The sequence below is a fragment of the Streptomyces sp. NBC_01233 genome, from assembly GCF_035989305.1.
Taxonomy (GTDB): Bacteria; Actinomycetota; Actinomycetes; order Streptomycetales; family Streptomycetaceae; genus Streptomyces.
In genome coordinates this window covers 9,929,787-9,950,736 of sequence record NZ_CP108514.1, presented here as the reverse complement: position 1 = coordinate 9,950,736, position 20,950 = coordinate 9,929,787, and the positions used below count along the sequence as shown (strand labels likewise).

Sequence of the window (20,950 nt, the reverse complement as noted above, 5' to 3'; positions counted from 1 at the left end):
ACGGAAAACGAACAGAGAGGAGAGGCAGGCACCACCATGACCTACGCATCCACCCGCACTGTGAACGACCTGTATCCGACCCGGGGCCCCGAGGAGGTGCTCATCGGCCGCGCGGACCCCGTCGTCTGGTCCGAGCCCGGCACCGCGGGCCCGATGTGGGCCCACGAACTGGAGAGCTTCGAGCGCGACGGCTTCCTGTCGGTCGACGAACTCATCACGCCCGACGAGGTGGCCGCCTACCGGGACGAGATGGACCGGCTGCTGCGCGACCCCTCGACGCTGGCCGACGAACGGTCCATCGTGGAGCCGAAGTCGCGCGAAGTACGCTCCGTCTTCGAGGTCCACAGGATCAGCGAGGTGTTCGCGGCCCTCGCCGCCGATCCGCGCGTCGTGGGGCGGGCGCGACAGATCCTGGGCTCCGAGGTCTACGTGCACCAGTCCCGGATCAACGTCAAGCCCGGGTTCGGCGCCAGCGGCTTCTACTGGCACTCCGACTTCGAGACCTGGCACGCCGAGGACGGTCTGCCGCACATGCGCACCGTGTCGGTGTCCATCGCGCTGACGCCGAACCACGCCACCAACGGCGTCCTGATGATCATGCCCGGCTCCCACCGGAGCTTCCTGGGCTGCGCCGGCGCGACGCCGAAGGACAACTACAAGAAGTCCCTCCAGATGCAGGACGCCGGCACCCCGTCGGACGAGGCGCTGACCAAGTTCGCCTCGGCCTGCGGCATCAGGCTCTTCACGGGCAACGCGGGCTCGGCCACCTGGTTCGACTGCAACGCGATGCACGGCTCGGGTGACAACATCACGCCCTACCCGCGCAGCAACGTGTTCCTCGTCTTCAACAGCGTCGAGAACCGCCCGTCGAAGCCCTTCGCCGCCCCGGTGCGCCGCCCCGGATACATCGCCTCGCAGGACTTCACCCCCGTGGGCTGACGCGCCCGACCGACCCCCTGCCCCGGCCCGGCACGTGCCCGGCCGGGTCGGCCGGGTCGGCCGGGTCGGCCGGGTCGGCCGAGCCGGCCGGTCCCCCGCACCTGATCTCCCGGCCACCGCTGCCGACATGCCGCCACCCGCTCCGGCATCACGCGGGCCTGGTCGGCGGTGGGTCGGCCTCCACCACCCACCCCGGGTACTTCCTGCGCCGATCAGGAGCCTTGCCGCATCGAGCGGAGCCGGTCGGCCACCTCGTACACGGTCAGGCGCAGCGCGCGGATGTCGGTGATCAGGTCGCGCCAGGGTTCGAAGGCCGTGTCCACGTCCTTGCCGGAGGCCCTGATGTAGGCCACCGCCACCCCGTAGCCGAAGTACTCGTTCCTGGCCGGCAGTGGGCGCAGCAGCACGATCTGCTCCAGCAGCGCCGCTGACCGCCAGTACGCGTCGGGCTCGTCCGTCGCCAACGCCGGCGTGTTCACACGGTGCCGCGCGACCGCGGCCACGAGGCCGGAGTAGTCCTGGACTCCCAGCTCTTTGCCGAGGAGTTCCTCCTGGCGGTCCAGGAGCCAGCGGATGTCGATGTGCAGCTCCAAGATCAGGCTGCCCGGTGCACGCTCGTGGACGACGGCAGCCCGCCGAACTCGCGGTCGAAGGCCTCCGCGATGCCCGGCTGGCCGACGGCGTCACGGAACGCGGCGGTCGCCCGGCCCAGGGCGAGCTGGTTCTCCTGCTCGATGGCCAGCTCCGCCAGGTAGGCGCGTACGCTCTTGCCGTGGGCGGCGGCCACCGCGGCGAACCGGTCCCGGGTTGCCGAGTCGATCTTCACAGTCGTATCTGCCATGCCCCGAGTATGCACCGATGAATACCGTCACGAATACCTTTGGGGATTCTCCGACGGGAGCCTCCCCGAGGGGCGCGGAGCAGCTCTTCTCCACGGCCGTTCCGACCTGCTCCGCCCCGATCAGAGCGACGGCCTTCTCGGGGAGAGCTCCGTCGTCATCCGACGCCGCCTCGCCAGATGTTGTCGAAGGCCGCGTCCTCGATGGCTCGCCGTTGCCGTACGGCTGCGAGTTCCACCAAGGCGTCGTTGACGGCGGCCAGCACCGTCGCGACGGCGTCGTCGGCCACGTCCACCGAATCCGCCGCGTCTCCCACGTCCGGAGAGTCTCCGGTCCGCTCGCCGCCGACCCGTACGGCCCCCACGAGGGAGGCGAGGACGGGTTCATCCGATGCCAAGCGGTCCGCAGCCCGACGGCGGTCGGGTGAATCGACCAGCGCCAGTTCACCGGCCCGGAAGGAGATCCCGCGGCGGCCCTGCCGGACGAGCTGCCCTTCCGCCTCGAGCTCGGCCCGGTAGGCCGCGGACAGGCCGCGGCCTCTGCGCCACAGCCAGTCGGCGACCGACTCGTAGGGCGCCTCCCGAACGAGCGACCCGGCGGCCTCCTCCAGCAGCCGATCAGCCAGAGCGGTCCGGTCGCCCGGCACGATGTGGTCCCCGTCCAGGCTGATGGCCCGGGCTGCGAGGAAGTCGATCACCTCGGCCCCGGCGAGCGCAAGCGACAGGTCGCCCTGTTCGACGGAGCTGCTCGACCCCGTGTCCATGGCAATGATCAACAAGTCCCGCGGTGTGGTCATCAAGGGCTCCTCTCAACCGTGCAGGCAGGTCGCTGGCCAATTATTGATCGACTTGCCCTTCGATGGGGGCGTGCGGCTGAACAGGCGAGTCGACCGCCCTCACCGGGCGATCTACGGAGCCCTCGCTCGGGCGGGGCTGCGGCACGTCCGTGATGGAAAGGCGGGCACGCACCACCTCTGGTCAACGGCCTGCCTCACGACGCCCGTGATCGAGTCCCTGCGGCAGGACGGGCGGCGGCGTGGCGTGAGGAGTGGCGCCATGGCCAGCACAACAACACGCCCGCGTGGCACGACGCCATCGGTCTTCGCCCTTGCCGCGTCGCGGCACGACGGGTGCGGCGGCCCGGGCCGCCTGCCCCGTCAGCAGGCCGCCCTGCCTCAGCGGAACTCGTGGACGACCTGGATCTCGCCGACGATGTGAGCGTTGAAGTCGTCCAGCTCCTCAGCCGGAACCCACAGCTCGAGGATGGTCCGTCCGCCGGCCTGCTGGACGGGGTACCGGCTCAAGAACTCCGACTCGACCTCGAATCGGGTCACGTAGCCGACACCGCTGTGCTTCACGTTCCAGTCCCTCGCGATCTTGATCGCGTAGTCCTCGTTGAGGACCGGGTAGAAGATCGGCTGCTCGGGGAGCCGGGGCGGCCAAGCACGCCAGTTCAGCTCGCGGACCAGGCCCAGCTCCTCGGGGCCGGTGGGGCGCCACAGGGTCGTAGTAACTCGCCGGCTGGTCATGTGAATCGCTCTCTGCACGCGGAAGGCCGCTGACACGGCTGGTCTGAGACCGGACGATACCGGCGCCGGGAACCCGACAGCTACGCGTTTTCCCACACCAGGTCAGCGCTGTGACCAGCAGTTGCGGGACAGCCGTCACGTCCAGGCCGCGGCGGGGACGTACCGCGAGGCTGCGAGTCCGGCCATCGTTCGAATCCGCGGGAAGGAGGAGGCACAGTAGTCCTCGTTGATCAGGGACACGATCCACGGGAACAGGGCGCGCAGGTCTCCTGCGGGGCGAGAAGCCCAGCTGCAGGAGTGGCCGTTTTCTCGGATCCGGCCTCACGGCCTGGCGTTTGGTCCATGATCGCGGAGCGGGAGTCCGATCTCCCGCCCCCGCCCTTCGACGACCAGGAGCCCGCATGTCGGTCGAGCTCGACTTTCCGGAATGGCCAACCGGCACCCAGGCTAGCGGCAAGCCAAGCGGGGGCAGCGCGTAACCCTCCCCAAGGTGCGGCGGCATACGGAAAACGCCGAGGACGGCATCACACCAGCAGCGGACCACCGCACCGTTCGGCGCCTTCCTTCACGGCGATCAGATTGGCCTGCACATAAGAGATGTGGTTCCTGGAGTGCCAGTCGGTCGGGTAGTAGGTCACCAGCCGTGAACGGTGGAACCGGGCTTGGATCTCGGGCACGAAGGCACGGTACTGGTTGTCGGTGTAGTACCAGAACGAGTTCTCGTTGTAGTAGGCGACGTGCGTCGGGTCCTGGTACGCGCCCCGGCCGTCGGAGCTCGGAGTCAGAGTGAGGAGCATGCCGCCCGGCGCCAGCAGCCGGTACAGCTCGTTGATCAGGGGGACCTTCTCGGGCACGTGCTCCAGGAAGTCCACCGCTCGGAGCAGGCCGACCGAGTCGTCCGGAAGGTTCAACGGCTCGGGCAGCCGCGCAACGATGTCGACGCCGTCCCTTGCGTGCTGGTCCACGCCCATGTAGCCGGGCGGCTTGCGGTGCGCAGCGCCGAGGTCCAGCGCGAGCAGCCCACGCCGTGCGGTCCATGCGAGCGCGTTGGCTTCGATGTACTTGTCGTACAGGGCTACGGTCTCGCGCTGGATGTGTGCGTTGACCTCGGTGTCGCGCTGGGTGTTGTGGGGATGCAGCCGCTGCAGGTACAAGCACCTGGGGATCCGATGGAAGTCGCCCACCTGGAAGAGACGGCACATCAAGTCCTGGTCGTCCAGCACGGTGCGCGTGGCGTCATAGCCACCGACCTGATCGTAGATGTCCTTGCGGAACGCCCGCACGTGGTTGGGGGCGTACCAGATATACGACACGTTGTGGGGCGTCGGCGCCATGGCAACGGACTGCAGGAGCCGGCGGCCGTCGACGTCCACCTCCTCGTACTGCCAGCCGTTCGCCTCGTTGAACCGTGTGTCCTCGCGGCTTCCGTCCTCGGTGATCTGAGCGGTGTTGCTGTAGACGAAGACGACGTCGGGATTCTCGTCGAAGGCCTTCGCCAGCTCCCCGAGGCAGTCCTTCGCCAGCAGGTCGTCGTGGTCGAGCTCGACGAGGAACTCTCCGCGCGCCAATTCACAGGCGCGGCGCTTGGCCGCTCCCACACCGCGAATGTCGTCAGCGATCTCCAGCCGGACACGGTCATCGAGGTGTTCCGGCCGCCACCGCGCACCGTTGTTGAGGAGCACGATCCACTCCCAGTCGGAGCAGGTCTGCGCTTGCAGGGTCGCGAGGCACTCGTCGAGGAAGCGCGGTCGGTGGCTGGGGGTGAAGACAGAGAATTTCGGGGTCGGGGCGGAAGTCATCTGCTGGTACCTGCCTGAGTGCCTGTCGGTGCAGCGGTCGCGGAGGGGGGAACCGTTCCGGGACCGGCTTCTGGAGCGGTGGGTCGGGTCGCGGACGGCATGGTCGACCCGCAACGGCCGTCCTGTTGTCGTTCTGTTGTCGTTCTGTGCGATGACGCCGTCGGTCGAGAGGGACGAACACAGGCCTCCGGGTGGACGTCGCTCAGTACGACTGCGCGCGGCGTCCGGCAGCATGAGGCTCGGGCCGCGGGTTCATGGCGCGCATACCGCATACACGGTGACGTTGCGCACGTCGCCCGCTACGGCTTGCCAGCCAGTGGCCGGAGAGCCGCCCATGGGCCCGTTGAAGACGATCTCCAGGTTGCCCGCCGCCGAGCTCGCGAAGCCCCCGCCGGTAGCGAACCTGCCGGCGGGGCACATGACCGTGGCAGTGCCCGTGGCGCTGGTAGCCGTGACCACCGAACTCTGCGCCCCCGGGCTTGCACCCTGGGACCCCTGGGACCCCTGGGACCCCTGGGTTCCTTGGAACCCCTGGAAGCCTTGAGCGCCGGCCTCACCCTGGAAGCCCCGGTTCCCTTGGGCCCCCGCCTCACCCTGGAACCCCTGGAACCCCTGAGCCCCGGATTCGCCCTGGAAACCCCGGTTGCCCTGAGCCCCCGCGTCACCCTGGAAACCCTGGCTGCCCTGCGGTCCTCGCGCACCCGGTTTGCCCTGCGGGCCTCGGCGCTGGTCGTTCTCGCCGCCTTCGCAGTCGGTGTCCGGCGCACCCTTGACCATCGGCGAGCGGCGGGGGTCGAAGTCGACGCTGAGGGCACCGTTCGGGCCCGGCACCGCGTGGTCGCATTCCCCACCGGACTTCTCGATGGCGACAGCCAGAGCATTCGCCGGCGAGGCGAAGGTGACGAGTAGGCCAAGAGCCCCCGCCGCCGAGAACAGAGCGGCGCTGTGACCCCAAGCTCTGCGAAGTGACTGACGCTTCATCGGGTGAACCCTCCTGCGGAACCTGAAGCCAACGCACGGACTTACACCAAACAAATGAGTGCGCACTCGTGTACCGCGCCGGCCCGGAGCGCCCCACGAGGGCATAGGGACCATAGTGTCGCCGCGGTTGTGCCGACTTCAGCCTGCGACGTCCCGGGGCTTCCACGTGCTTCATGCCGTTGGCGTAGGGGGAGAACCCGGGCCCTGCGCTCAGCTGCCCGCCCCTCCGCCGGGAGCCGTCGCGCGGAGACCCGGGGAGTCGCCCGACGACGGCAGACTCGAAGCCCCGACGAAGGCCGCCCCGACGACCAGGCCGGGCCAGGGCGGTGAGGCGTTCCAAAAGGGCTGCGGGCCCTCGCGCAGTACATCGCACGGGAGGGGCGCCCTACCGGGCCGCGCGGGTGTGCAGGAGACTCCCGACGGGAACATCCACCGCGTCGGGGTGAACCTGCCCACGGGCTCCCCACCGCGGGAGGCCGGCCGACTGCCTGTACTGGTGGACGTCCGGCGCAGAACCAGCATCCGCGCGGCCTTCCGCGAAGGTAGCCAACCCCCGCGGCCTGAGCCCTTCATGACGACGTCGTGGCCGCAGCTCGGTGACGGCGGCAAGGATGGCACCGCCAACCATGCACGGGCTCGCTAGCCGAGGTCCAACGGCAGCCCGAAGTGCGCGGCGATGATCCGCAGGGTGTGGGAGCCGTCGGCGTTGAAGGTGGGGTCGGCGTCGTACAGAGAGGTGTCCCGGCCAACGATCCCGGCATCCAGCAGCTCTCCCACCAGCAAGTCGGCGCGGGCTCCGGCGCGCGGCGATGATCCGCAGGGTGTGGGAGCCGTCGGCGTTGAAGGTGGGGTCGGCGTCGTACAGAGAGGTGTCCCGGCCAACGATCCCGGCATCCAGCAGCTCTCCCACCAGCAAGTCGGCGCGGGCTCCGGCGCGCCGCGACTCGCGGCGCCCGCCGAGGTTGAGGTAGAGCTGCTCGAAGCCGCCTTGGCAGTATGCGAACTGGAACGGGTGGTCGGGGCAGTGCGGCACCATGTAGTTCTGCCCGTGCGGGCACGTGCACGCGGGCGTGGAGGCCACGAACGCGGTCTCCACATCGGCCGCCAGACGGGTGGCCGAGCGTGCGACCTCCCAGCCGCCGCTGCCTTGCCGAGCACTGTAGGCGTCCTGCTTCACCCAGGCCCAGCCTGCCTCTTCGCCGGAGGCGAGGACGGGTCGTCCTGTCCCCGCGAGGTAGCCAGCGAGGGTGGCCGGGGGCAGGCCACGGGCGAAGGTGAGGAAGGTGTTCGGGGCGAGCCGGATCACGGGGCCACCACTCCCGGCGCCCCCGTCAGCTCTGCCGACAGCGGGGGCGAGGTCAGTGCGAAGTAGCCCGCGATCGTCTTGATGACGAGTTTCCGGTCGTCGTAGAAGTGGCTGTCGAAGCAGTCGTGCCCGTCGTGCTCCGCCAGCGGGCAGTCCGCGTCCGGGCCGATCACGCCGGCGGCCAGCAGTTCGGGCGAGAGGTAGTCGGGGTCGTCGCCCACCCGCGAGCCGACGTCCTCGAAGCTGAAGGCGAGCACCGTGCGGCCGTCCCGGTAGTACTCGAACTGCGGCCCATGCGCCTTCGCGCTGCACGGCTCGGTCACGAACACCACGAGCTCCGTGCCCGCCGAGCAGACACTGCGGTAGTCGACCGGGTCGTAGTCCTCGATCTCCCAATTGGCCATGTCGTGCACCGCCCACGCCCACCCGCCGTCCTCGCCAGAGGCGAGGGGCTCCCGCCGCAGGGCGATCAGCCGCTCGGTGAGCACGTCGAGGGAGGTGCCGCGGGCGAAGACGATGTTCACCTCGTGGCCGGGGAAGGACTCGTGCATCCATTCGATCATGCGCGAAAGCCTATGAGAGGGCGCTGACAACCACCGGGGGAGCGACGCGTTTCCAAGGTCCCCGGCGGTGGCACGGATGCCGCGTCCGACTGGATCGCGCCGCGCACCACCCCCTCACCTGGCTGTTCTTCCCAAGTTCCCTGACTGCTCGTCATCTTCCGTATCCCGCCACCTTGCTGGGCACAGCCTGCTGTCGGTGGGCGGGGACGGCGGCTTCGGCCGGGGCCGGCTGTCCGGGGGCTGCCGCGGTAGGGGTGGTTGTGGAGCGGGAGCGGGCTGCTGCCGGGGAGGCCCACAGCCGGGACGCGGGCGGGCGGCTGCGTTCTCAGGGAGTGGAAGTTCGCGTCCACGAGGCGACCCGCCAGGGGCACTACCCGAGCGCTGCCCATGCGCTCCGCCAGCACGCCCCCTGACCGGCACTGCGCAGCACCAGGTGCAGAAGCGGAAGCGGACGCCGGAACGACGGTCGCCGCCGGGGTGGTCGGGGCGGGGTCGGAGGCCTGGACCGCCGCCGCGGTGACGGCAGCAACGGCCTGGTCCACGCCGACACCGGCGTCGTGTGCGTCGGTCAGGATCCGGGCGGCGTGGAGACCGGCGGAGTCGAGGCTTCCCATCGCGGCCGCGATGTCCGGCCACGCCGGGGACGCGAGGATCGCGTCGCGGACCAGGTCCTGCCGGCATGGTCGTGCGCGAGAGGTCGGCCCGCCGGTCGGTGCCCTTCCGGGGCGCACCCCCCGGGAGCACCCCGCACGGCCGGACGTCGGGCGCCTCGCCCGTCCGCCGGCTCGCGCACAAGAAATCTCAGATTGCGCCCAAGACCGTTGCTCCGTGTGCAGTTGCTATGCATATGATCGGCAGCCGACGGGGAGATGTGAACATGGTGGCAGGTTTCGGCCAGGAGTGGGACCGTGAGCGCGCGGGCAGTGCGAACCAGCGGGTGGGCTTGCGGTTGAACAGCGGGCCGCAGGCCGTTCGCGCCCGGCGGGTCCAAGGGTTCGCTTCGACGCCGGCGGAGAAGAAGGCCGCAGCAGGCTTGATCCAGAACGAGTTGGAGTCGGCCACGAAGACGGCGGCGGAGCACGCGGACGACGCCACCAGCACCGCCCACAAGGGCTTCGACGGCTGGCAGACGGCGGCCGGCCTGAAGAAGGCTGCGGGCGGTTGGGACCAACAGGTGAAGACCCTGATGGGACGTCTGTCATCGGAGAAGGTGGCCCTGCGCGGAGCCGAGAGTAATTTCGGACGCAACGACACCGGTGTGGGCAGCCAGTTCCTCACGTCGGCGCTGAACGGTGCGTAGGGGGTCACGGTGTTGAAGTACGACGAAGTCATGAGCACCGACCTGGGACTGCTGACGACGGCCGCCGCCAAGTGGGACGCGACGGCGGGCGAGTTCAAGGAGGTCGAGACCCGCTACGGCGACACCGTCCGGGAGATCGTCATAGGCGACAACTGGTCCGGTGTCAGCGCCGGTGTCCACCGTACGAAGTTCACGGCGACCCGCTACGAGTACGCGGCCGCGCAGAGCCGGGCAAGGCCGTCGCGAGCCTGCTGCGGGGAGCGCACGAGCAGCTCACCGACCTCAAGAAGAAGCTCGAAAGCGCCCGGGACGACGCGGTCGGCGACGCCGCCGGCGATGTCAAGGACTGGCTGCTCGACTGATGACGTTTCCGTGGAAGGAGGGCCCGAGATGCCCACGACACTGCCGGTGCCGATCGAATTCCGCCTGCCGGAGGGCTGGCTCGTCGCTACCCCTCCGGACGGGGGCGCCTCGGATGTGGCGTTCGCCGCGGTGCATCCGCAGGCGGACGCCGGGTTCAGCGCCGACATCACCATCGACGGCGGATTCCTGAAGGACGCGGTGACGCTCGTCGAGGTCGCCGACGCCTCGGTGGAACGCCTGTGCGAGGTAGCCGAGTCGGTCGTGGTGGTCCACCGCCACGAGGTCGGCTCCGCCGACGCACCTGCTCTGACCCAGCGGCTGAGCTTCTCGGCCGTGGTCGGCGACGCCCGCCGGAACCTCGCCCAGTCCCAGGTCTATCTGGCCATCCTGGACACCGAGGACCCGCACAGGCGGGCGATGATCCGGCTGGCTCTGACCGCCAGCGAGGCCCAGCACGACAACGTTCTGGCAGAGTTCCAGGACTTCGTGCGCTCGGTGCGCCCGGACACCGGGGCGGGGGTCTGACGATGGGCCGCCTCTGGGACAAGTGGACCGGCACCAAGTACCCCGACAGCGGTGTCAGCCCCCTGCCCACCATGGAGCTTCGGGAAGCGTTGCTCGCGCTCAACAGCCGAACCGTACCGTTCAGCGTGCGCCATGCCTTCCCCAAGGAGAAGGCCGACCTGGTGGCGGAGTGCAAAATCCCGAAGGCGAAGCTGACGCTCAAGACCCGCATGCGCCTGGTGCCGGCGAAGCGCGAGGTGCTCGTCCTGGAGGAACGGTGGGAGCCGTCGCACGAATCCGGTCAGCAGTACGGCCGTGGGGGCTTCAAGGTGTATCGGCAGTGGGAGTTCCAGCGTGGTGCCGACGGCCGTCGGCACAAGGTCGAGACGTTGCGCTTCGACACGCGGGACGTGAGAGATCCCCTGCGCACCATGGTCCTCGACGCGGGATGGACCTGGCGCGGAGTGCTGTTCCGGTACTGACCGGCCGGTCCGGCCGTGTCAGAGCCCTTGTCCACCGTGGAACCGGTCCTCCCCGAGTTCCAGGCCGCAGCCTCGCCGCCGGGTTCACCGTGCTCGGCGAGACCCGGTTCGCGTACCCGCCGGGTTACTGGCACGCGAGCAAACGACCCGCGTGTGGCGCTGGGCACCGCCTGACGCGGACCACCCGTCGGCCCGTCTGTCAGGTCCCCCGCCCGTGGAGGGCGGCGTAGCAGCAAGTGCTGGTCCACGAACCCGGTCTCGTCCTTGCCGGAGGCGAGGACGCGGCGACCGCGGGGGCGGAGGAGACGCGGGCCTGCCCGACCTGGACGACCTCGTACAGCGCGGCGAGGGAGAACGTGCGGCGGACTCCTCCAGCGCCGCCGCCCACTCCTGCTTGAACGCCGACCCCCACCAGGGCGACGGTCGGCGCGCAGCTGCGCGAGCAGTTCGGCCGCAGCGCCCGGCGCGGGCGCGTACCGGGGGGGGGGACGGATATGTGGTCGGGCTGTGCGCTCATCGGCTGGTACCCGGCAGGTCGTCACCCCACGGTACGCGCGCCGGGAGGCCGTGGAAGCGGGCATGGGCAGATCCCCTTCCACCGGGTCAGGGAGCGGCGACCGGCTCGGGGTGCTCGCGCAGCGGGCTCTTCATGTCGCGGTCGAGGGCTGGTGTGACTGAGCGCGCCGCTTGGTTCTGACTGCGCTTCCGTGATGGCTACGCCGTGGAGGGTGACTGACTACGGAGACGGCGGCTAAGCCTCGATCTACCGGCGCGGTTCGGAAGTGATCTTCTGGCGGGTTTCTGTGCCGGTTCCGGGTCGGTGCTTGTAGGTGGGCAGGTTGTAGCTGCTGGTCTGCCCAGCGTTTCCACGTGTTCGGTTCCGGTTGGGCCCTGGCGGGCGGGGGGTGGGCAGGGGCGGTTCGTGTCAGCCGGCTGGTCCGTGGACGGTGTCGAAGAGGTGTGTCCAGGCGTGCTGCCAGGGCCAGTTGTGCGGCAGGTGCAGGGTGATACGGCGGGCTGAGCGGGCGATCCTGGCGGGCACGTGGATCAGGTGGGCGCGGAGGGTGGCGGTGGTGGCCTTGGCGTGGAAGGCGGAGGTCAGAGCACCGGTGGCCCGCAGCAGGTTGTAGGTCATGGCCCACAGGGTCAGCCAGGCCGCGTTGGCGTTGAAGTGTCCGGACGGCAGGTGGGCCAGAGCTGCGGCTTTGCTGTCGGCGATGACCTGCTCGACGACGGCGTGGTGACGGTGTTCCCGCTCGGCCTGGAGCGTTCCGGCGGGGTTGTCAGTGAAGAACGGGTGGTAGCGCCAGACGGGGAACAGCTCGCCCTGGTCACCCACGACGGTGGGTTTGGCCAGGTCACGGACGCGGCGCACGATCAGCCGGGCGGTGACCTGTTCCGCCTTCTTGCGGCCGGCGAAGGCGGTGTAGGCGGGTATCTCGGCGACTTCGGCGCCGGAGATGAGCTCTCCGGTGTCGGGGTCGGGCACCGCGGTGGGATAGGTGATCTGCTGCCATGCCTGGTCGGGGATGATGTGGATGGCCCGTTTGATGGAGGGGTTCATGCCGGTGGTGACCGAGAAGCGGGCCCCGGCCCGGCGGCAGGCGGCGATGACACCGGCGTTGTAGAACTGTGAATCCGCCCGCAGGATACGGGTCCCGGTGCAGCCGGCCTCCCGGGCGGCGGCCAGGGCTTCACTGACGAACTTGGGGGCGCCGCGGGCATCGGCCGCTTTGCCGCGGCGCATCCGCACCCCGGCGATCACCGGGCGGGAGTGCGGGGTGCAGATCGTGGCGAGCAGGGGGTGCAGGGTGCGTACGCCTTTGAACCGGCCGTACTCGGCGCCCTGCTTGGCCCGGCCGTAGACCCGTTTGTGGGTGGAGTCGACATCGATGAACGCCTTCTCGCCCGCGCCGGGCAGCAGCGGGGTATGCGCGGCCAGAGCGGCCAGGAACCTGCGGTGCACCGCGTGGAGCTGGAGTGCGTGACCGTGGGTGAACGCGCGCAGAAACGTGCCCAGCGTGGACGGCGCACGGACGCCTGCGAACAACACGGGCATCGCGCCGTGGCGCAGGACGTGAAGGTCATCGATGCTGTCCGCACCCGCGGCCATCCCGGCCACGATGCTGGTGACCTTGGCATCCGCCGCCGCACCCGCACCGTTCTTCGCCCCGGTCAGCTTCACCTTCTCCGCGGCCAGACGGGCAAGCCCGCACCGCTCGGCCAGGCGCATCACCGGGACCAGCCCGGCATGCGCGATCAGATTCCGGTCGTCGAACGCAGCGGAGACCGCCGCCGGAGTATGGGAAGCTTTCATCTACGAGGTGCCTTGCTGATTGTGCGTGCTGGAAGCGTCAGAACTCCCATCATCGCAGGTCAGCAGGCACCTCTCTTCGGTTCTCTGTCCACAGGACACAGGCCAGTCGGTGGATCGAGGCTAAGGGACGCCCGGCCTCAGGTGCTTGGCAGGCGAGAACACGGTGCAACGACGGGTGGAAAGTGCATCGCGCGCCGGTCTGTCCGGAGCCGACAATGTGTTCATGGAGACGACCTTGCGGCCACTGCGTGAGGGATTCGTCGCGGAGGTCACCGCGGCCCTGCCTCCGGCACCGGGGATACCGGCGATCTGCCCGCCTGCGGTGGCGGACCGGCTCGCCGAAGCTCTCTTCCGTCACGGTGTGGTGATCCTGCGGGGTCTGGGGCTCGGCGCCCTCGGGCTGGAGGCGCTCGCCCGCCGCCTCGGGTCACCTCAATGCCATCCAGCTGGGAGCTTCTTCCCTGCCCACCCCGACAGCGCGTACGTGCACGTCGTCGGGAGCCGTACCGACGGGAGCGCACACCCGGACAGCTGACTCTGGCACACCGGCCAGTCCCACTGGCCCGACCCCGCCCGCTACACCATCCTCCAGGCCCGCCTGCTGCCCCAACACGGCGGAGACACCCTCTTCGCCGACATGACAGCCGCTCACGATCAACTCCCACCCCCGTGGAAAACCCTGCTGGACACCGCCGTGGGCACCCACGTCCATCCGCTGGACGGCGCCACCACATATCACCCCGTCATCGCTCAGATCCCGGAAGGCCGACCAGCCCTCTACCTCAACCAGCTGTCCATGACCGCCATCCGATCCGCCGCCGGAGAAACCCTGCCCCTGACTGTCGATGACCTCGTCACTCACGCCACCCGCGGCCCGCTCGTCCACCGCCACCACTGGGCACACCACGACATCCTCATCTGGGACGACCAACGCGTGATGCACCGCGCCACACCCCTCGCTCCGGGAACCCGACGCGTCATGCATCGCATCACCCTGACCCGACCAACAGCCTCGCCAGCCTGACCGGCACCGGAGTCAGCCGCCCCGCCAAGGCGCCATCCAAACGGCCGGCTCGGGAGCGGTCACGGGCGGTCAGGTCCTCAGGGACCGCAGCACCGCCTGCGGGCCTGCCGGCACGCAGATCGTGCCGCTGCCACGCAGCCTGGCATCGAGACGATCAAGAGCCGGATGTACGGCAGAGCCGCATTCGGGAAGGCAACGACGTGATCCTGGAGCAGGCTGCGCATCCCCTTCCCGCGCAGTCGCACTTCGAGCAGCGCCACCCCGCGCCCGCCCAGCCCCGCCGTCAGCGAAGCTGCCGCACGCGCTCCCTACCGAGCTGGTCGACGACTGGTGGAAGTCGGACGCCGCTCAACATCAGAGGGCTCGGACGTCGGTCGCCTGCAGGCCCCTCTGGCCCTGCTGGATCTCGAACTCGACCCGCTGGTTCTCCTCCAGGTTCCTGAACCGTACTGCTCGAAATCGGCAAGGGGATCCGCACAGCAGCTGCCATCGGATACACCGCGGAAGGCACCACACCCTCACCGGGGCGGTCGAGCACCGGGACGCATCTGCTGTACTCCTGAAGGGTGACGCAGTGCCTTTCCGACCCTCTGTCGCACGGTGACGGGGAAGGGATCCGTCGGCCCAAAAGATCAGCGGCGACCCGCGCGGACGCCGCACGTCAGAAGTGGAGTTGGCCTTGGCACCTGTACCGAACGGCACCTACATGATCACCCGCCCTCCCGAGCAACTGCTCACCCTGGAAGGTGGGGCGTCGGAGCCCAAGACACCCGTTTTCCTGCTACCACCGACCGGCAACCCCGGCGAGCAGGAATGGCAGCTGGAGGTACTCGGCAACGGCAACTGCACGATCCGCAATCTCCGCAGCGACACCTATCTCTCCTACGACGGCGACCCGGAGATGAACAAGCCGGTCGTCGGATACCCCGAGCCGCGCGAGTGGGCGCTCTACCAGAGTGCCCAGCCGCACACCTTCCACATCGTCGTCCCGGGAGGCCCCGTCGACGGCGGGGAGCTGGCCCTGGACCTCAGCCTGCTGCGGATCTTCCCTCCCCGTATCGCCCTGAGGCCACTCGACGTCAGCAACCAACGCCAGGCATGGACCTTCCAGTTCATGGAGTAGAAGCGTGAACCGGGTGCCCGGGCCGACGGCCGACCCGGGCACCACCCCGAAAAACGCGGCCCTGCTCACACAGCCGCTTGCCGGGTGACAACAAGCCCGCTGCTGTGTCGGCTGCCGTGCTCCGGCTCAGTGGCCGGCAACTCGACGGACACGTATTTCCGGTTTCAGAAGTCCGGGTCGAGGTAATCGGTGTCGCTGAACTCGACGTCCGAAAGGCCCGTGGCGCAGCTCCCGCCGTCCTGGAAATACACGTCTTTGAGGCCTTCGGCGATGATCTGGCGCATCTCCTGGTCGCCGGCCCCCGCGTCGCGGGCGTCGAACAGGCGCTGCGCGTACGCCGGGGGGAGGTGGACGGTGAGGCGGCGCATACGGCCGTCGTCGGTCGTGCCGACGGGTGCCGTGTAGCCGAAGCGGGCCCGCGTCTCCACCGTGATGCCGGTCGCCGCGGCGGCCTGCTTTCGCCGGCGCTTGCGGACCAGCGGCTGCCAGCGTGACCTCACAGCCGTGTCGATCTTCGCCCGTGACGTTCTTCGGCGGGGTCTTCCGTTCGCCCGTGCGGTAGCGCTCCACCGACCGCTGGTGACCCCGAGCTCCGCCGCGACGGCCTTGGTCGTCTTGAGCCGGCGCATCAGGAAGTTGATGCGGGCCTGCAAGGTCTTGGGCGGCTGGCGAGTGAACGCCTCCCGGTCGGCCCGCTCGATGGCGTCCTCGATCTCCCCCACGGCCTGACTCCCCTTCGTCCAGGACGGCGTCGCCGCCCTGGATGTGCCGGGCCGGGTTGAGGCCCTTCTCCATCAGGTCGACCGCCCACGCCCTCTCAACGTCACAAGTCCACTCTCGCCACCCGCACCGCCGGTCCCGTCCTGGAGGCCATGGCTGCGGCCGGCGTGGGGCGTCTCGTCTGGCTCTCGGCTCGGGCGACACGGCCCGGCGCCAGTCCTTCTTCCAGGCCGGGGCGTCGAAGCTGGTGATGGGCACGCTCATGGCGGAGAAGGGCATCGCCGATGAGACCATCGCCCGCAGCGACCTCGACTGGGCCATCGCCCTGCCCGTGATGTTCGGGAACGGCCGGACCACGGGCGGCTACGAGACGATCCCGCTGGACGGAGCCCAAGGACGTGTCGGCGGGAGGATCAACCGCGCCGACGTCGCGGACTTCCTGCTCTCCGCCGCGACCAGCGACCGTTGGAGCCGCCAGCGCGTCATCCTCACGCGCTGAGCCCTCCGAGCGGCCCGATCGCCCGGGCCGACGTCTCAGAGGCCGACGGCCCGCACATCCAGGATCACGACGAGCAGGTCGAGCGAGAGTTGCGCCCCGCTCTGCGTGCTCGCAGTCCGGTCAACGAGTCGATGTCGGGGCCATGTTCCGCTCGCCAGGCGGGCAGGCGTACGCCCTTCCGGCCTGACGCTCCGTGCCACCACGTCACGCAGCTTGGGCCGGACCCCCAACCACCCCCAACCCCAGCCGGCATTCTCGGGTCCCGTGCCTGGCCTGCGATGATGACGGAGTGCCAGAGCCAGGGACCACTGCCGTCGTCATTGTCTTGCCCGATGCCGCCCCGCTCCTCGATGCGGCGTGGCGTATCGACCCCGCTCTGGTGCGTCATGGGGTGCCGGCGCACGTCTCGCTCCTCTACCCGTTCGTGCCGGAATCGGCGCTGACAGGTCAGGACAAGAAGGGTGTGCGTTCCCTGGCGGCAAGTTTTCCGGCAGCTGATCTGATCTTGGAGGAGCTCGTGACGGCGTCCGGCTTCGTCGCCGTCACCGTTCCGGCACTCCAACCGATCGTTGATGCGTTCCACGCCCAGTGGCCCGGCTTGCGCCCGTACAGAGGCCGCTTCGGGGCGCGGCCCGCCGCCCATGTCACCGTCGCCATGGGTGCAGACAACCCGACAGCCTCCGCCCACGTCCGCACTGCGGTCGACAGCCTGCTGCCTCTGCGCACCCGTGCGGCCGCGGTCCAGCTGGTCGTGCTGACGGAGGAAGGCTGGCGACCGCGGTTCACCGCGCCGCTGGGCGGCCCGGACGGACGGTGAACACCGCCCGCCAGGCTCAACCGAACTGCACAACCCCCGGGTCACAAACATGCCCACGGCCCAGATTGCACTGACCAACGGCAACGGGCCGCAGAACTGGAGGAGCTCGGGATCGTCTGCCACATGCCGACCGCTTTTCGGACCTCGTCCACGCCCGGATCTGGGACGCGCCGGTCCACCTTCACGGCAGGCAGCTCGCTCTGGCCGGGGAAATGGAGCCGTCGGCCCTGCTGGAGGTGATCCGGCAGGACTTCGCTCCCGGGCCGCCCACGGTCGACGGCGCCCAGCGCCACTCCCGGGACGGCGACCGCCAGCGGGTACTGCTGGAACAGTGGCGCGGCCAATGGCACGCCACCGTGTGGGCGGCCGACGAGGCCGGGCCGGCCGCGCGGACGGCAGCCGTGGATCCCGCAACGCACTGCGTACGTGCGACCGCCCGGCCGACCCGGCCCGGCGCTGTCAGGCGGCTCTTGCCGCTTCGAGCCGTCGTCATCCCCTGGGAACAACCCGCTTGAACAACGCCGAGGGCGGGGGTGATTGCCCCAGCAGTCACCCGCGCCTTCACGGGCGCGGGTAGTCGTGGCCCGCCGGCCGGTACTCCCGGCCGGACTGCTCGGCCGCCGCCCGGATCTCCTGCGCGTGGTGGTACGGGGCTCTACCGGAAGGCCGGCAGGTTGCGCGCGACCCACGCGCCGAAGGGCCTGGCCGGACGGCGCAGGACGTTCGCCAGGTCGGGGCTGATCTCCTGCTCGGCGGGTAACGGGACGCCGAGGACGTCCAGGGTGCCGCCGATGACCTCCGAGGGCATGAACTGCGCCATGTGGGCATGTGCCTCCTCGCGGGAGAGCTCCACGAAGGCCACCTCCTCGCCCAGGGCCTCGGAGATCACCGCGGCCTGCCCGGTGGGCTGATGGCTTCGGGGCCGGTCAGTTCGGACGTACGGCCCGCGTGGCCGTCCTCGCGCAGTACGGCAGCGGCGACCTCGGCGATGCCGGGCCCCGTAGCACCGCCCGGACCGCCCGGACCGCCTCCATGTCGGGGGCCTCCACCACCATCCGCGACCACAGGCCGGGCTCGCGTCCGCCGCCGGGACGAGACCCGCGCCGTGCGGCGCCCGCCTCAGTGGACCAGTTGGTCCTGCTTCCAGAGCGCCGCAGGCAGCCCAGGGCCTTCGGTTGGTTTCGTGGGCGCCGTGGCGACCGCGTGCGGTAGAACACGATCTGCTCGAACGTCGGCGCCTCCGCGGCAAGCCAGTCGGCCACGGCCTCGGTATCGACGGCCCGGTCGGCCGCAGCCAACAGCCGCACGGAACGCACCGACCGCCAAGACCTACTCGCCGGCGGTCTCCGGACCGGCCGGTTCCGAGGCTTGGTCACGGCCGTCGGCAAAGCGGGCCTGTGGCTCCTGCCCGCCACCTCGCCCCGCGGCTGCTCGGTATCATCCGGAAGTCGCCGCTGGCGGACCCGTCCTTTCGACGCTTGGGGAGATTTGCGATGAGACCCGTCTGGCAGGCCACACTCGGTGCCCTCGTCGTCGTCATAGCGCTGTTCGGGACGTACTGGGTGCTCCCCCTCTTGCCCGAATCCGCCCTGCTGGCCAGCACCTGGTCGGTCATCCTCCTCCCCGCCGTCGCCTTCATCGCCCTGATCCGCGCCGCGTTGCGGATCCGCTCCCTGAACCGGCGGACCAGCAACGACATCTCCGAAACCTGATCCGGTCCCGCCGGCCTCATGCGGTCCGGCACAACCACGGCGCACTGCGATCAGCACTCACCCACCATTGATCACACACACCGCTCCCGTACAGCGCCGCACTCGCCGAACTGGGGACCGACGTGGCGCGGTGATGCCGGGCCTCCGTTCCTGAACGTCCCTGAGAGGTCGCCGACGTGCCCGGTTGCACAAGAACGATCACGGGGAGCGGCAGCTCGGCCGGGCAGCGGTACGGCGCTGCTGTCCGGTCGCGGTACCGACGCCGGACTGTGCGGCAGACCCGAGGACAGACGATCTGCCCGGGGCGGGCGCGGCCAGGGCGGAGCGGGCGTCAAGGCTCGACGCGCCTGGCGTCACAGCATGGCAGGGACACGGCAGCACGGAGGACCGCCGAGCCCGACGCAGGCGTAGCGGGCCCGGGGTGGACGTTCGGCGGGGCTCGAACGGCGGACGGCGTGGCCCCGACCCGGCAGCGGGCGGCGAGGGGCGGGGGCGAGGCATTGGCCGCCTCGATCCAGGCACGCACACGGCAGCGCGGCCGGCAGGGAGCGGCCTTGTCGCAGCCTCTGACGGCCAGACCGCCCCCGAATCCTGGCGCCTACCCCACCCACACCCTGCGCGCCCCAATGCGGGGGGTCAAACTGCGGGGCGGCCGGCCAACGGCGAGCCACAGCCGCTGCAGTAGCGGGCGTCCGCCTCGATCGCGTGCTTGTGACACCGGTCGCACACCAGGTGCAGCGCGCACGGCGCGGGCGCACCAGCAGGGGTGGTCCGTCCGATGCGCATTCCGCGACGCCTACGGTGCACCGTAAGGACGAGCAGTCCTTCGGGGCCGGCCAGCAGCGCCCGGGATGTGCCGCGCGGAAGCAGGCCGAGGAACCCGGGAGACAGCTGAGACTGGGTACCGTCGAGGGTGAGGGTGCCGGCGCCCGCGACGACGACCAGCATCACGTCGACCTCGTCCTCGGTGTACGCCGCCCCGCCGGTCCCCGGCAGGTGGCGCACCAGGTTCGCGTCCAGCTGACGGTCGACGCCCTTCAGTCGCCACAGTGCGCCGCTCTGCGCCTGCGTCACCGACTCGACCAGACTCGCGACCGTCACCAACTCCGCTCCCCGCACAACCTCCATTGCCGTACCCTCCGCGCCCGAGCCGAACTCCACCACACCAGCATGATCGCTTACTCGCCACCGGGCCGGGATCGGAAGCCCCGCGACCGGCGTGCCGAGGGGGTGCGGCGCCGGGCGCAACTGCCGTGCCTCGGCGCCCTGCTGCCGGGGGTCGATCGCCGCCGTCCGCGTCCCGTCATCGGCGCGGGTGGGTGTAGTGGTGGAGCGGGAGCGGGCGGTTGTCGCCGAGTTGCTGCATGCGGGCGGCCAGGAGGGGCGTGGGCCACTGGCAGCCCGCTCCCCGCACCTGCCGCACCTGCCGCACCCGAACGGGTGACAGTCTGAACCGCATCGGACCACCCACCTGTGGATCGGTGGTCGCCGTCTGCCCTCCCCTCCGCCCGCAGTGACCACCGCGGCCGGGGCCGAGGGCCGCAGGTCGGCCGTACGGCTCCGGTGCGGCATCATCTGGATCATGACGCACCCCTCCTTGCCGACCACCGAGTCGGCCGTCGCCGCGATACGGGCGATCGCGGCCGAGTACCAACTGTCCATGGCAGTCACCGACGACATCGGCGCCGACCAGACGTCGCGGAGGACTTCGGCGCCGCTGTTCGCCGTCGTCGATCCGGACGGATCGCTGCCCCACGAAGCGTTCGTGGAACTGGGCGGCAGCCCGGTGGTCAGCGTGCGGATCTTCCCCGACGACGACGCGACGATCACCGTGGACGGGGTGGAGTTCCACGACGTCCCCCGGAACTCCGTCCCGCCGTTCCTGATCTCCGTCTACAGCGGACTGGCCTTCGTGAAAGGACGGTTCTTCCCGCCCGGCTACCGGCTCTACGTCCCCCTTTCCGGCGACGAGACCTACAAGGAGCGCATCCTGGGCGCCTCGCTCACGCCCTGGCTCTCCGGACGCGTCCGCCAAGGGGCGTCGTGAAGGAGCGGCAGGCCCGTTGAAGTGAACGAAGCCACGGGTCGGGGCGCCGATGCCGAAGCTCGGTCGTCTTCTTCGCAGCGTCGTCCA

The 20,950-nt window shown here is 70.0% G+C and carries 25 protein-coding genes and 1 pseudogene; 12 read left to right on the top strand and 14 right to left on the bottom strand.

Annotated features, from left to right (window positions below):
- Window positions 1–36 precede the first annotated feature (36 nt).
- Entirely contained in the window at window positions 37–939 is a 903-nt protein-coding gene (thpD, locus tag OG332_RS45820) for an ectoine hydroxylase (protein WP_327419001.1), read from the top strand.
- A gap of 212 nt (window positions 940–1,151) precedes the next feature.
- On the opposite strand, the gene OG332_RS45815 is transcribed toward thpD, so the two are convergent.
- The 5 genes from OG332_RS45815 to OG332_RS45795 form a co-directional block, all read right to left on the bottom strand.
- Window positions 1,152–1,532 carry a toxin Doc gene (locus OG332_RS45815; RefSeq protein ID WP_327419000.1) on the bottom strand — a complete coding sequence of 127 codons (381 nt, stop codon included), beginning with the start codon at window positions 1,530–1,532 and terminating at the stop codon, window positions 1,152–1,154.
- 2 nt (window positions 1,533–1,534) lie between these two features.
- The gene (locus OG332_RS45810) at window positions 1,535–1,780 is read right to left on the bottom strand and encodes an antitoxin MazE7 (RefSeq protein ID WP_327418999.1); all 246 of its coding nucleotides are present in this window, start codon (window positions 1,778–1,780) and stop codon (window positions 1,535–1,537) included.
- A gap of 155 nt (window positions 1,781–1,935) precedes the next feature.
- Window positions 1,936–2,574 (bottom strand): GOLPH3/VPS74 family protein, encoded by a 639-nt coding sequence (locus tag OG332_RS45805; RefSeq protein WP_327418998.1) that lies wholly within the window; start codon window positions 2,572–2,574, stop codon window positions 1,936–1,938.
- Between the two features lie 378 nt (window positions 2,575–2,952).
- Complete coding sequence (locus OG332_RS45800; protein WP_327418997.1) at window positions 2,953–3,306, bottom strand: hypothetical protein; 354 nt, start codon at window positions 3,304–3,306, stop codon at window positions 2,953–2,955.
- A gap of 524 nt (window positions 3,307–3,830) precedes the next feature.
- Window positions 3,831–5,105 carry a glycosyltransferase gene (locus tag OG332_RS45795; RefSeq protein ID WP_327418996.1) on the bottom strand — a complete coding sequence of 425 codons (1,275 nt, stop codon included), beginning with the start codon at window positions 5,103–5,105 and terminating at the stop codon, window positions 3,831–3,833.
- A gap of 522 nt (window positions 5,106–5,627) precedes the next feature.
- Here OG332_RS45795 and OG332_RS45790 point away from each other — a divergent pair.
- Complete coding sequence (locus tag OG332_RS45790) at window positions 5,628–6,014, top strand: hypothetical protein (RefSeq protein WP_327418995.1); 387 nt, start codon at window positions 5,628–5,630, stop codon at window positions 6,012–6,014.
- A 711-nt stretch (window positions 6,015–6,725) separates the two neighbouring features.
- Here OG332_RS45790 and OG332_RS45785 read toward each other — a convergent pair.
- Together OG332_RS45785 and OG332_RS45780 are read right to left on the bottom strand one after the other, a co-directional pair.
- The gene (locus tag OG332_RS45785) at window positions 6,726–6,869 is read right to left on the bottom strand and encodes a hypothetical protein (RefSeq protein ID WP_327418994.1); all 144 of its coding nucleotides are present in this window, start codon (window positions 6,867–6,869) and stop codon (window positions 6,726–6,728) included.
- Between the two features lie 519 nt (window positions 6,870–7,388).
- Window positions 7,389–7,955, bottom strand: a complete 567-nt coding sequence (locus OG332_RS45780; protein WP_327418993.1) for a DUF6461 domain-containing protein — start codon at window positions 7,953–7,955, stop codon at window positions 7,389–7,391.
- A gap of 847 nt (window positions 7,956–8,802) precedes the next feature.
- On the opposite strand from OG332_RS45780, the gene OG332_RS45775 reads away from it, so the two are divergent.
- Genes OG332_RS45775 through OG332_RS45765 form a run of 3 tightly spaced genes read left to right on the top strand, consistent with a single transcriptional unit; the run spans window position 8,803 to window position 10,604 of the window.
- Window positions 8,803–9,255 (top strand): hypothetical protein, encoded by a 453-nt coding sequence (locus OG332_RS45775; protein WP_327418992.1) that lies wholly within the window; start codon window positions 8,803–8,805, stop codon window positions 9,253–9,255.
- Window positions 9,256–9,285: 30 nt separating this feature from the next.
- Entirely contained in the window at window positions 9,286–10,143 is an 858-nt protein-coding gene (locus OG332_RS45770; protein WP_327418991.1) for a hypothetical protein, read from the top strand.
- A 2-nt stretch (window positions 10,144–10,145) separates the two neighbouring features.
- Window positions 10,146–10,604 (top strand): hypothetical protein, encoded by a 459-nt coding sequence (locus OG332_RS45765; protein WP_327418990.1) that lies wholly within the window; start codon window positions 10,146–10,148, stop codon window positions 10,602–10,604.
- Between the two features lie 199 nt (window positions 10,605–10,803).
- Here the strand turns inward: OG332_RS45765 and OG332_RS45760 are convergent, their stop codons facing one another.
- Window positions 10,804–11,121, bottom strand: a complete 318-nt coding sequence (locus tag OG332_RS45760) for a hypothetical protein (RefSeq protein WP_327418989.1) — start codon at window positions 11,119–11,121, stop codon at window positions 10,804–10,806.
- A 408-nt stretch (window positions 11,122–11,529) separates the two neighbouring features.
- On the bottom strand, window positions 11,530–12,921 hold the full coding sequence (locus OG332_RS45755; protein WP_327418988.1) for an IS1380 family transposase: 1,392 nt from the start codon (window positions 12,919–12,921) through the stop codon (window positions 11,530–11,532).
- A 223-nt stretch (window positions 12,922–13,144) separates the two neighbouring features.
- Between OG332_RS45755 and OG332_RS45750 the strand changes: the two are divergent.
- Window positions 13,145–13,945: pseudogene (locus OG332_RS45750) on the top strand (TauD/TfdA dioxygenase family protein).
- A gap of 354 nt (window positions 13,946–14,299) precedes the next feature.
- Here OG332_RS45750 and OG332_RS48085 read toward each other — a convergent pair.
- Window positions 14,300–14,461: a cold-shock protein gene (locus OG332_RS48085; RefSeq protein ID WP_442816412.1), complete on the bottom strand. Its 162-nt coding sequence runs from the start codon at window positions 14,459–14,461 to the stop codon at window positions 14,300–14,302.
- 163 nt (window positions 14,462–14,624) lie between these two features.
- Between OG332_RS48085 and OG332_RS45740 the strand changes: the two genes are divergently transcribed.
- The gene (locus OG332_RS45740) at window positions 14,625–15,068 is read left to right on the top strand and encodes an RICIN domain-containing protein (protein ID WP_327418987.1); all 444 of its coding nucleotides are present in this window, start codon (window positions 14,625–14,627) and stop codon (window positions 15,066–15,068) included.
- A 164-nt stretch (window positions 15,069–15,232) separates the two neighbouring features.
- Here the strand turns inward: OG332_RS45740 and tpg are convergent, their stop codons facing one another.
- On the bottom strand, window positions 15,233–15,790 hold the full coding sequence (gene tpg, locus OG332_RS45735; protein ID WP_327418986.1) for a telomere-protecting terminal protein Tpg: 558 nt from the start codon (window positions 15,788–15,790) through the stop codon (window positions 15,233–15,235).
- A 56-nt stretch (window positions 15,791–15,846) separates the two neighbouring features.
- Between tpg and OG332_RS45730 the strand changes: the two genes are divergently transcribed.
- The 3 genes from OG332_RS45730 (at window position 15,847) to OG332_RS45720 (ending at window position 17,619) form a co-directional block, all read left to right on the top strand.
- Window positions 15,847–16,287: an NAD(P)H-binding protein gene (locus OG332_RS45730; RefSeq protein WP_442816317.1), complete on the top strand. Its 441-nt coding sequence runs from the start codon at window positions 15,847–15,849 to the stop codon at window positions 16,285–16,287.
- Between the two features lie 325 nt (window positions 16,288–16,612).
- A complete protein-coding gene (locus OG332_RS45725; RefSeq protein WP_327418984.1) occupies window positions 16,613–17,104 on the top strand; it encodes a 2'-5' RNA ligase family protein in 492 nt (163 codons plus the stop codon).
- Window positions 17,105–17,316: 212 nt separating this feature from the next.
- On the top strand, window positions 17,317–17,619 hold the full coding sequence (locus OG332_RS45720; RefSeq protein WP_327418983.1) for a hypothetical protein: 303 nt from the start codon (window positions 17,317–17,319) through the stop codon (window positions 17,617–17,619).
- Between the two features lie 140 nt (window positions 17,620–17,759).
- On the opposite strand, the gene OG332_RS45715 is transcribed toward OG332_RS45720, so the two are convergent.
- On the bottom strand, window positions 17,760–17,993 hold the full coding sequence (locus OG332_RS45715; RefSeq protein ID WP_442816316.1) for a hypothetical protein: 234 nt from the start codon (window positions 17,991–17,993) through the stop codon (window positions 17,760–17,762).
- A gap of 604 nt (window positions 17,994–18,597) precedes the next feature.
- On the opposite strand from OG332_RS45715, the gene OG332_RS45710 reads away from it, so the two are divergent.
- Window positions 18,598–18,816, top strand: coding sequence for a hypothetical protein (locus OG332_RS45710; protein WP_327418982.1), 219 nt, complete (start codon window positions 18,598–18,600; stop codon window positions 18,814–18,816).
- Window positions 18,817–19,452: 636 nt separating this feature from the next.
- Here the strand turns inward: OG332_RS45710 and OG332_RS45705 are convergent.
- Both OG332_RS45705 and OG332_RS45700 read right to left on the bottom strand, forming a co-directional pair.
- On the bottom strand, window positions 19,453–19,917 hold the full coding sequence (locus OG332_RS45705; protein WP_327418981.1) for a hypothetical protein: 465 nt from the start codon (window positions 19,915–19,917) through the stop codon (window positions 19,453–19,455).
- 202 nt (window positions 19,918–20,119) lie between these two features.
- The gene (locus OG332_RS45700) at window positions 20,120–20,275 is read right to left on the bottom strand and encodes a hypothetical protein (protein WP_327418980.1); all 156 of its coding nucleotides are present in this window, start codon (window positions 20,273–20,275) and stop codon (window positions 20,120–20,122) included.
- A 123-nt stretch (window positions 20,276–20,398) separates the two neighbouring features.
- Between OG332_RS45700 and OG332_RS45695 the strand changes: the two genes are divergently transcribed.
- Entirely contained in the window at window positions 20,399–20,863 is a 465-nt protein-coding gene (locus OG332_RS45695; protein WP_327418979.1) for a hypothetical protein, read from the top strand.
- Window positions 20,864–20,950 lie beyond the last annotated feature (87 nt).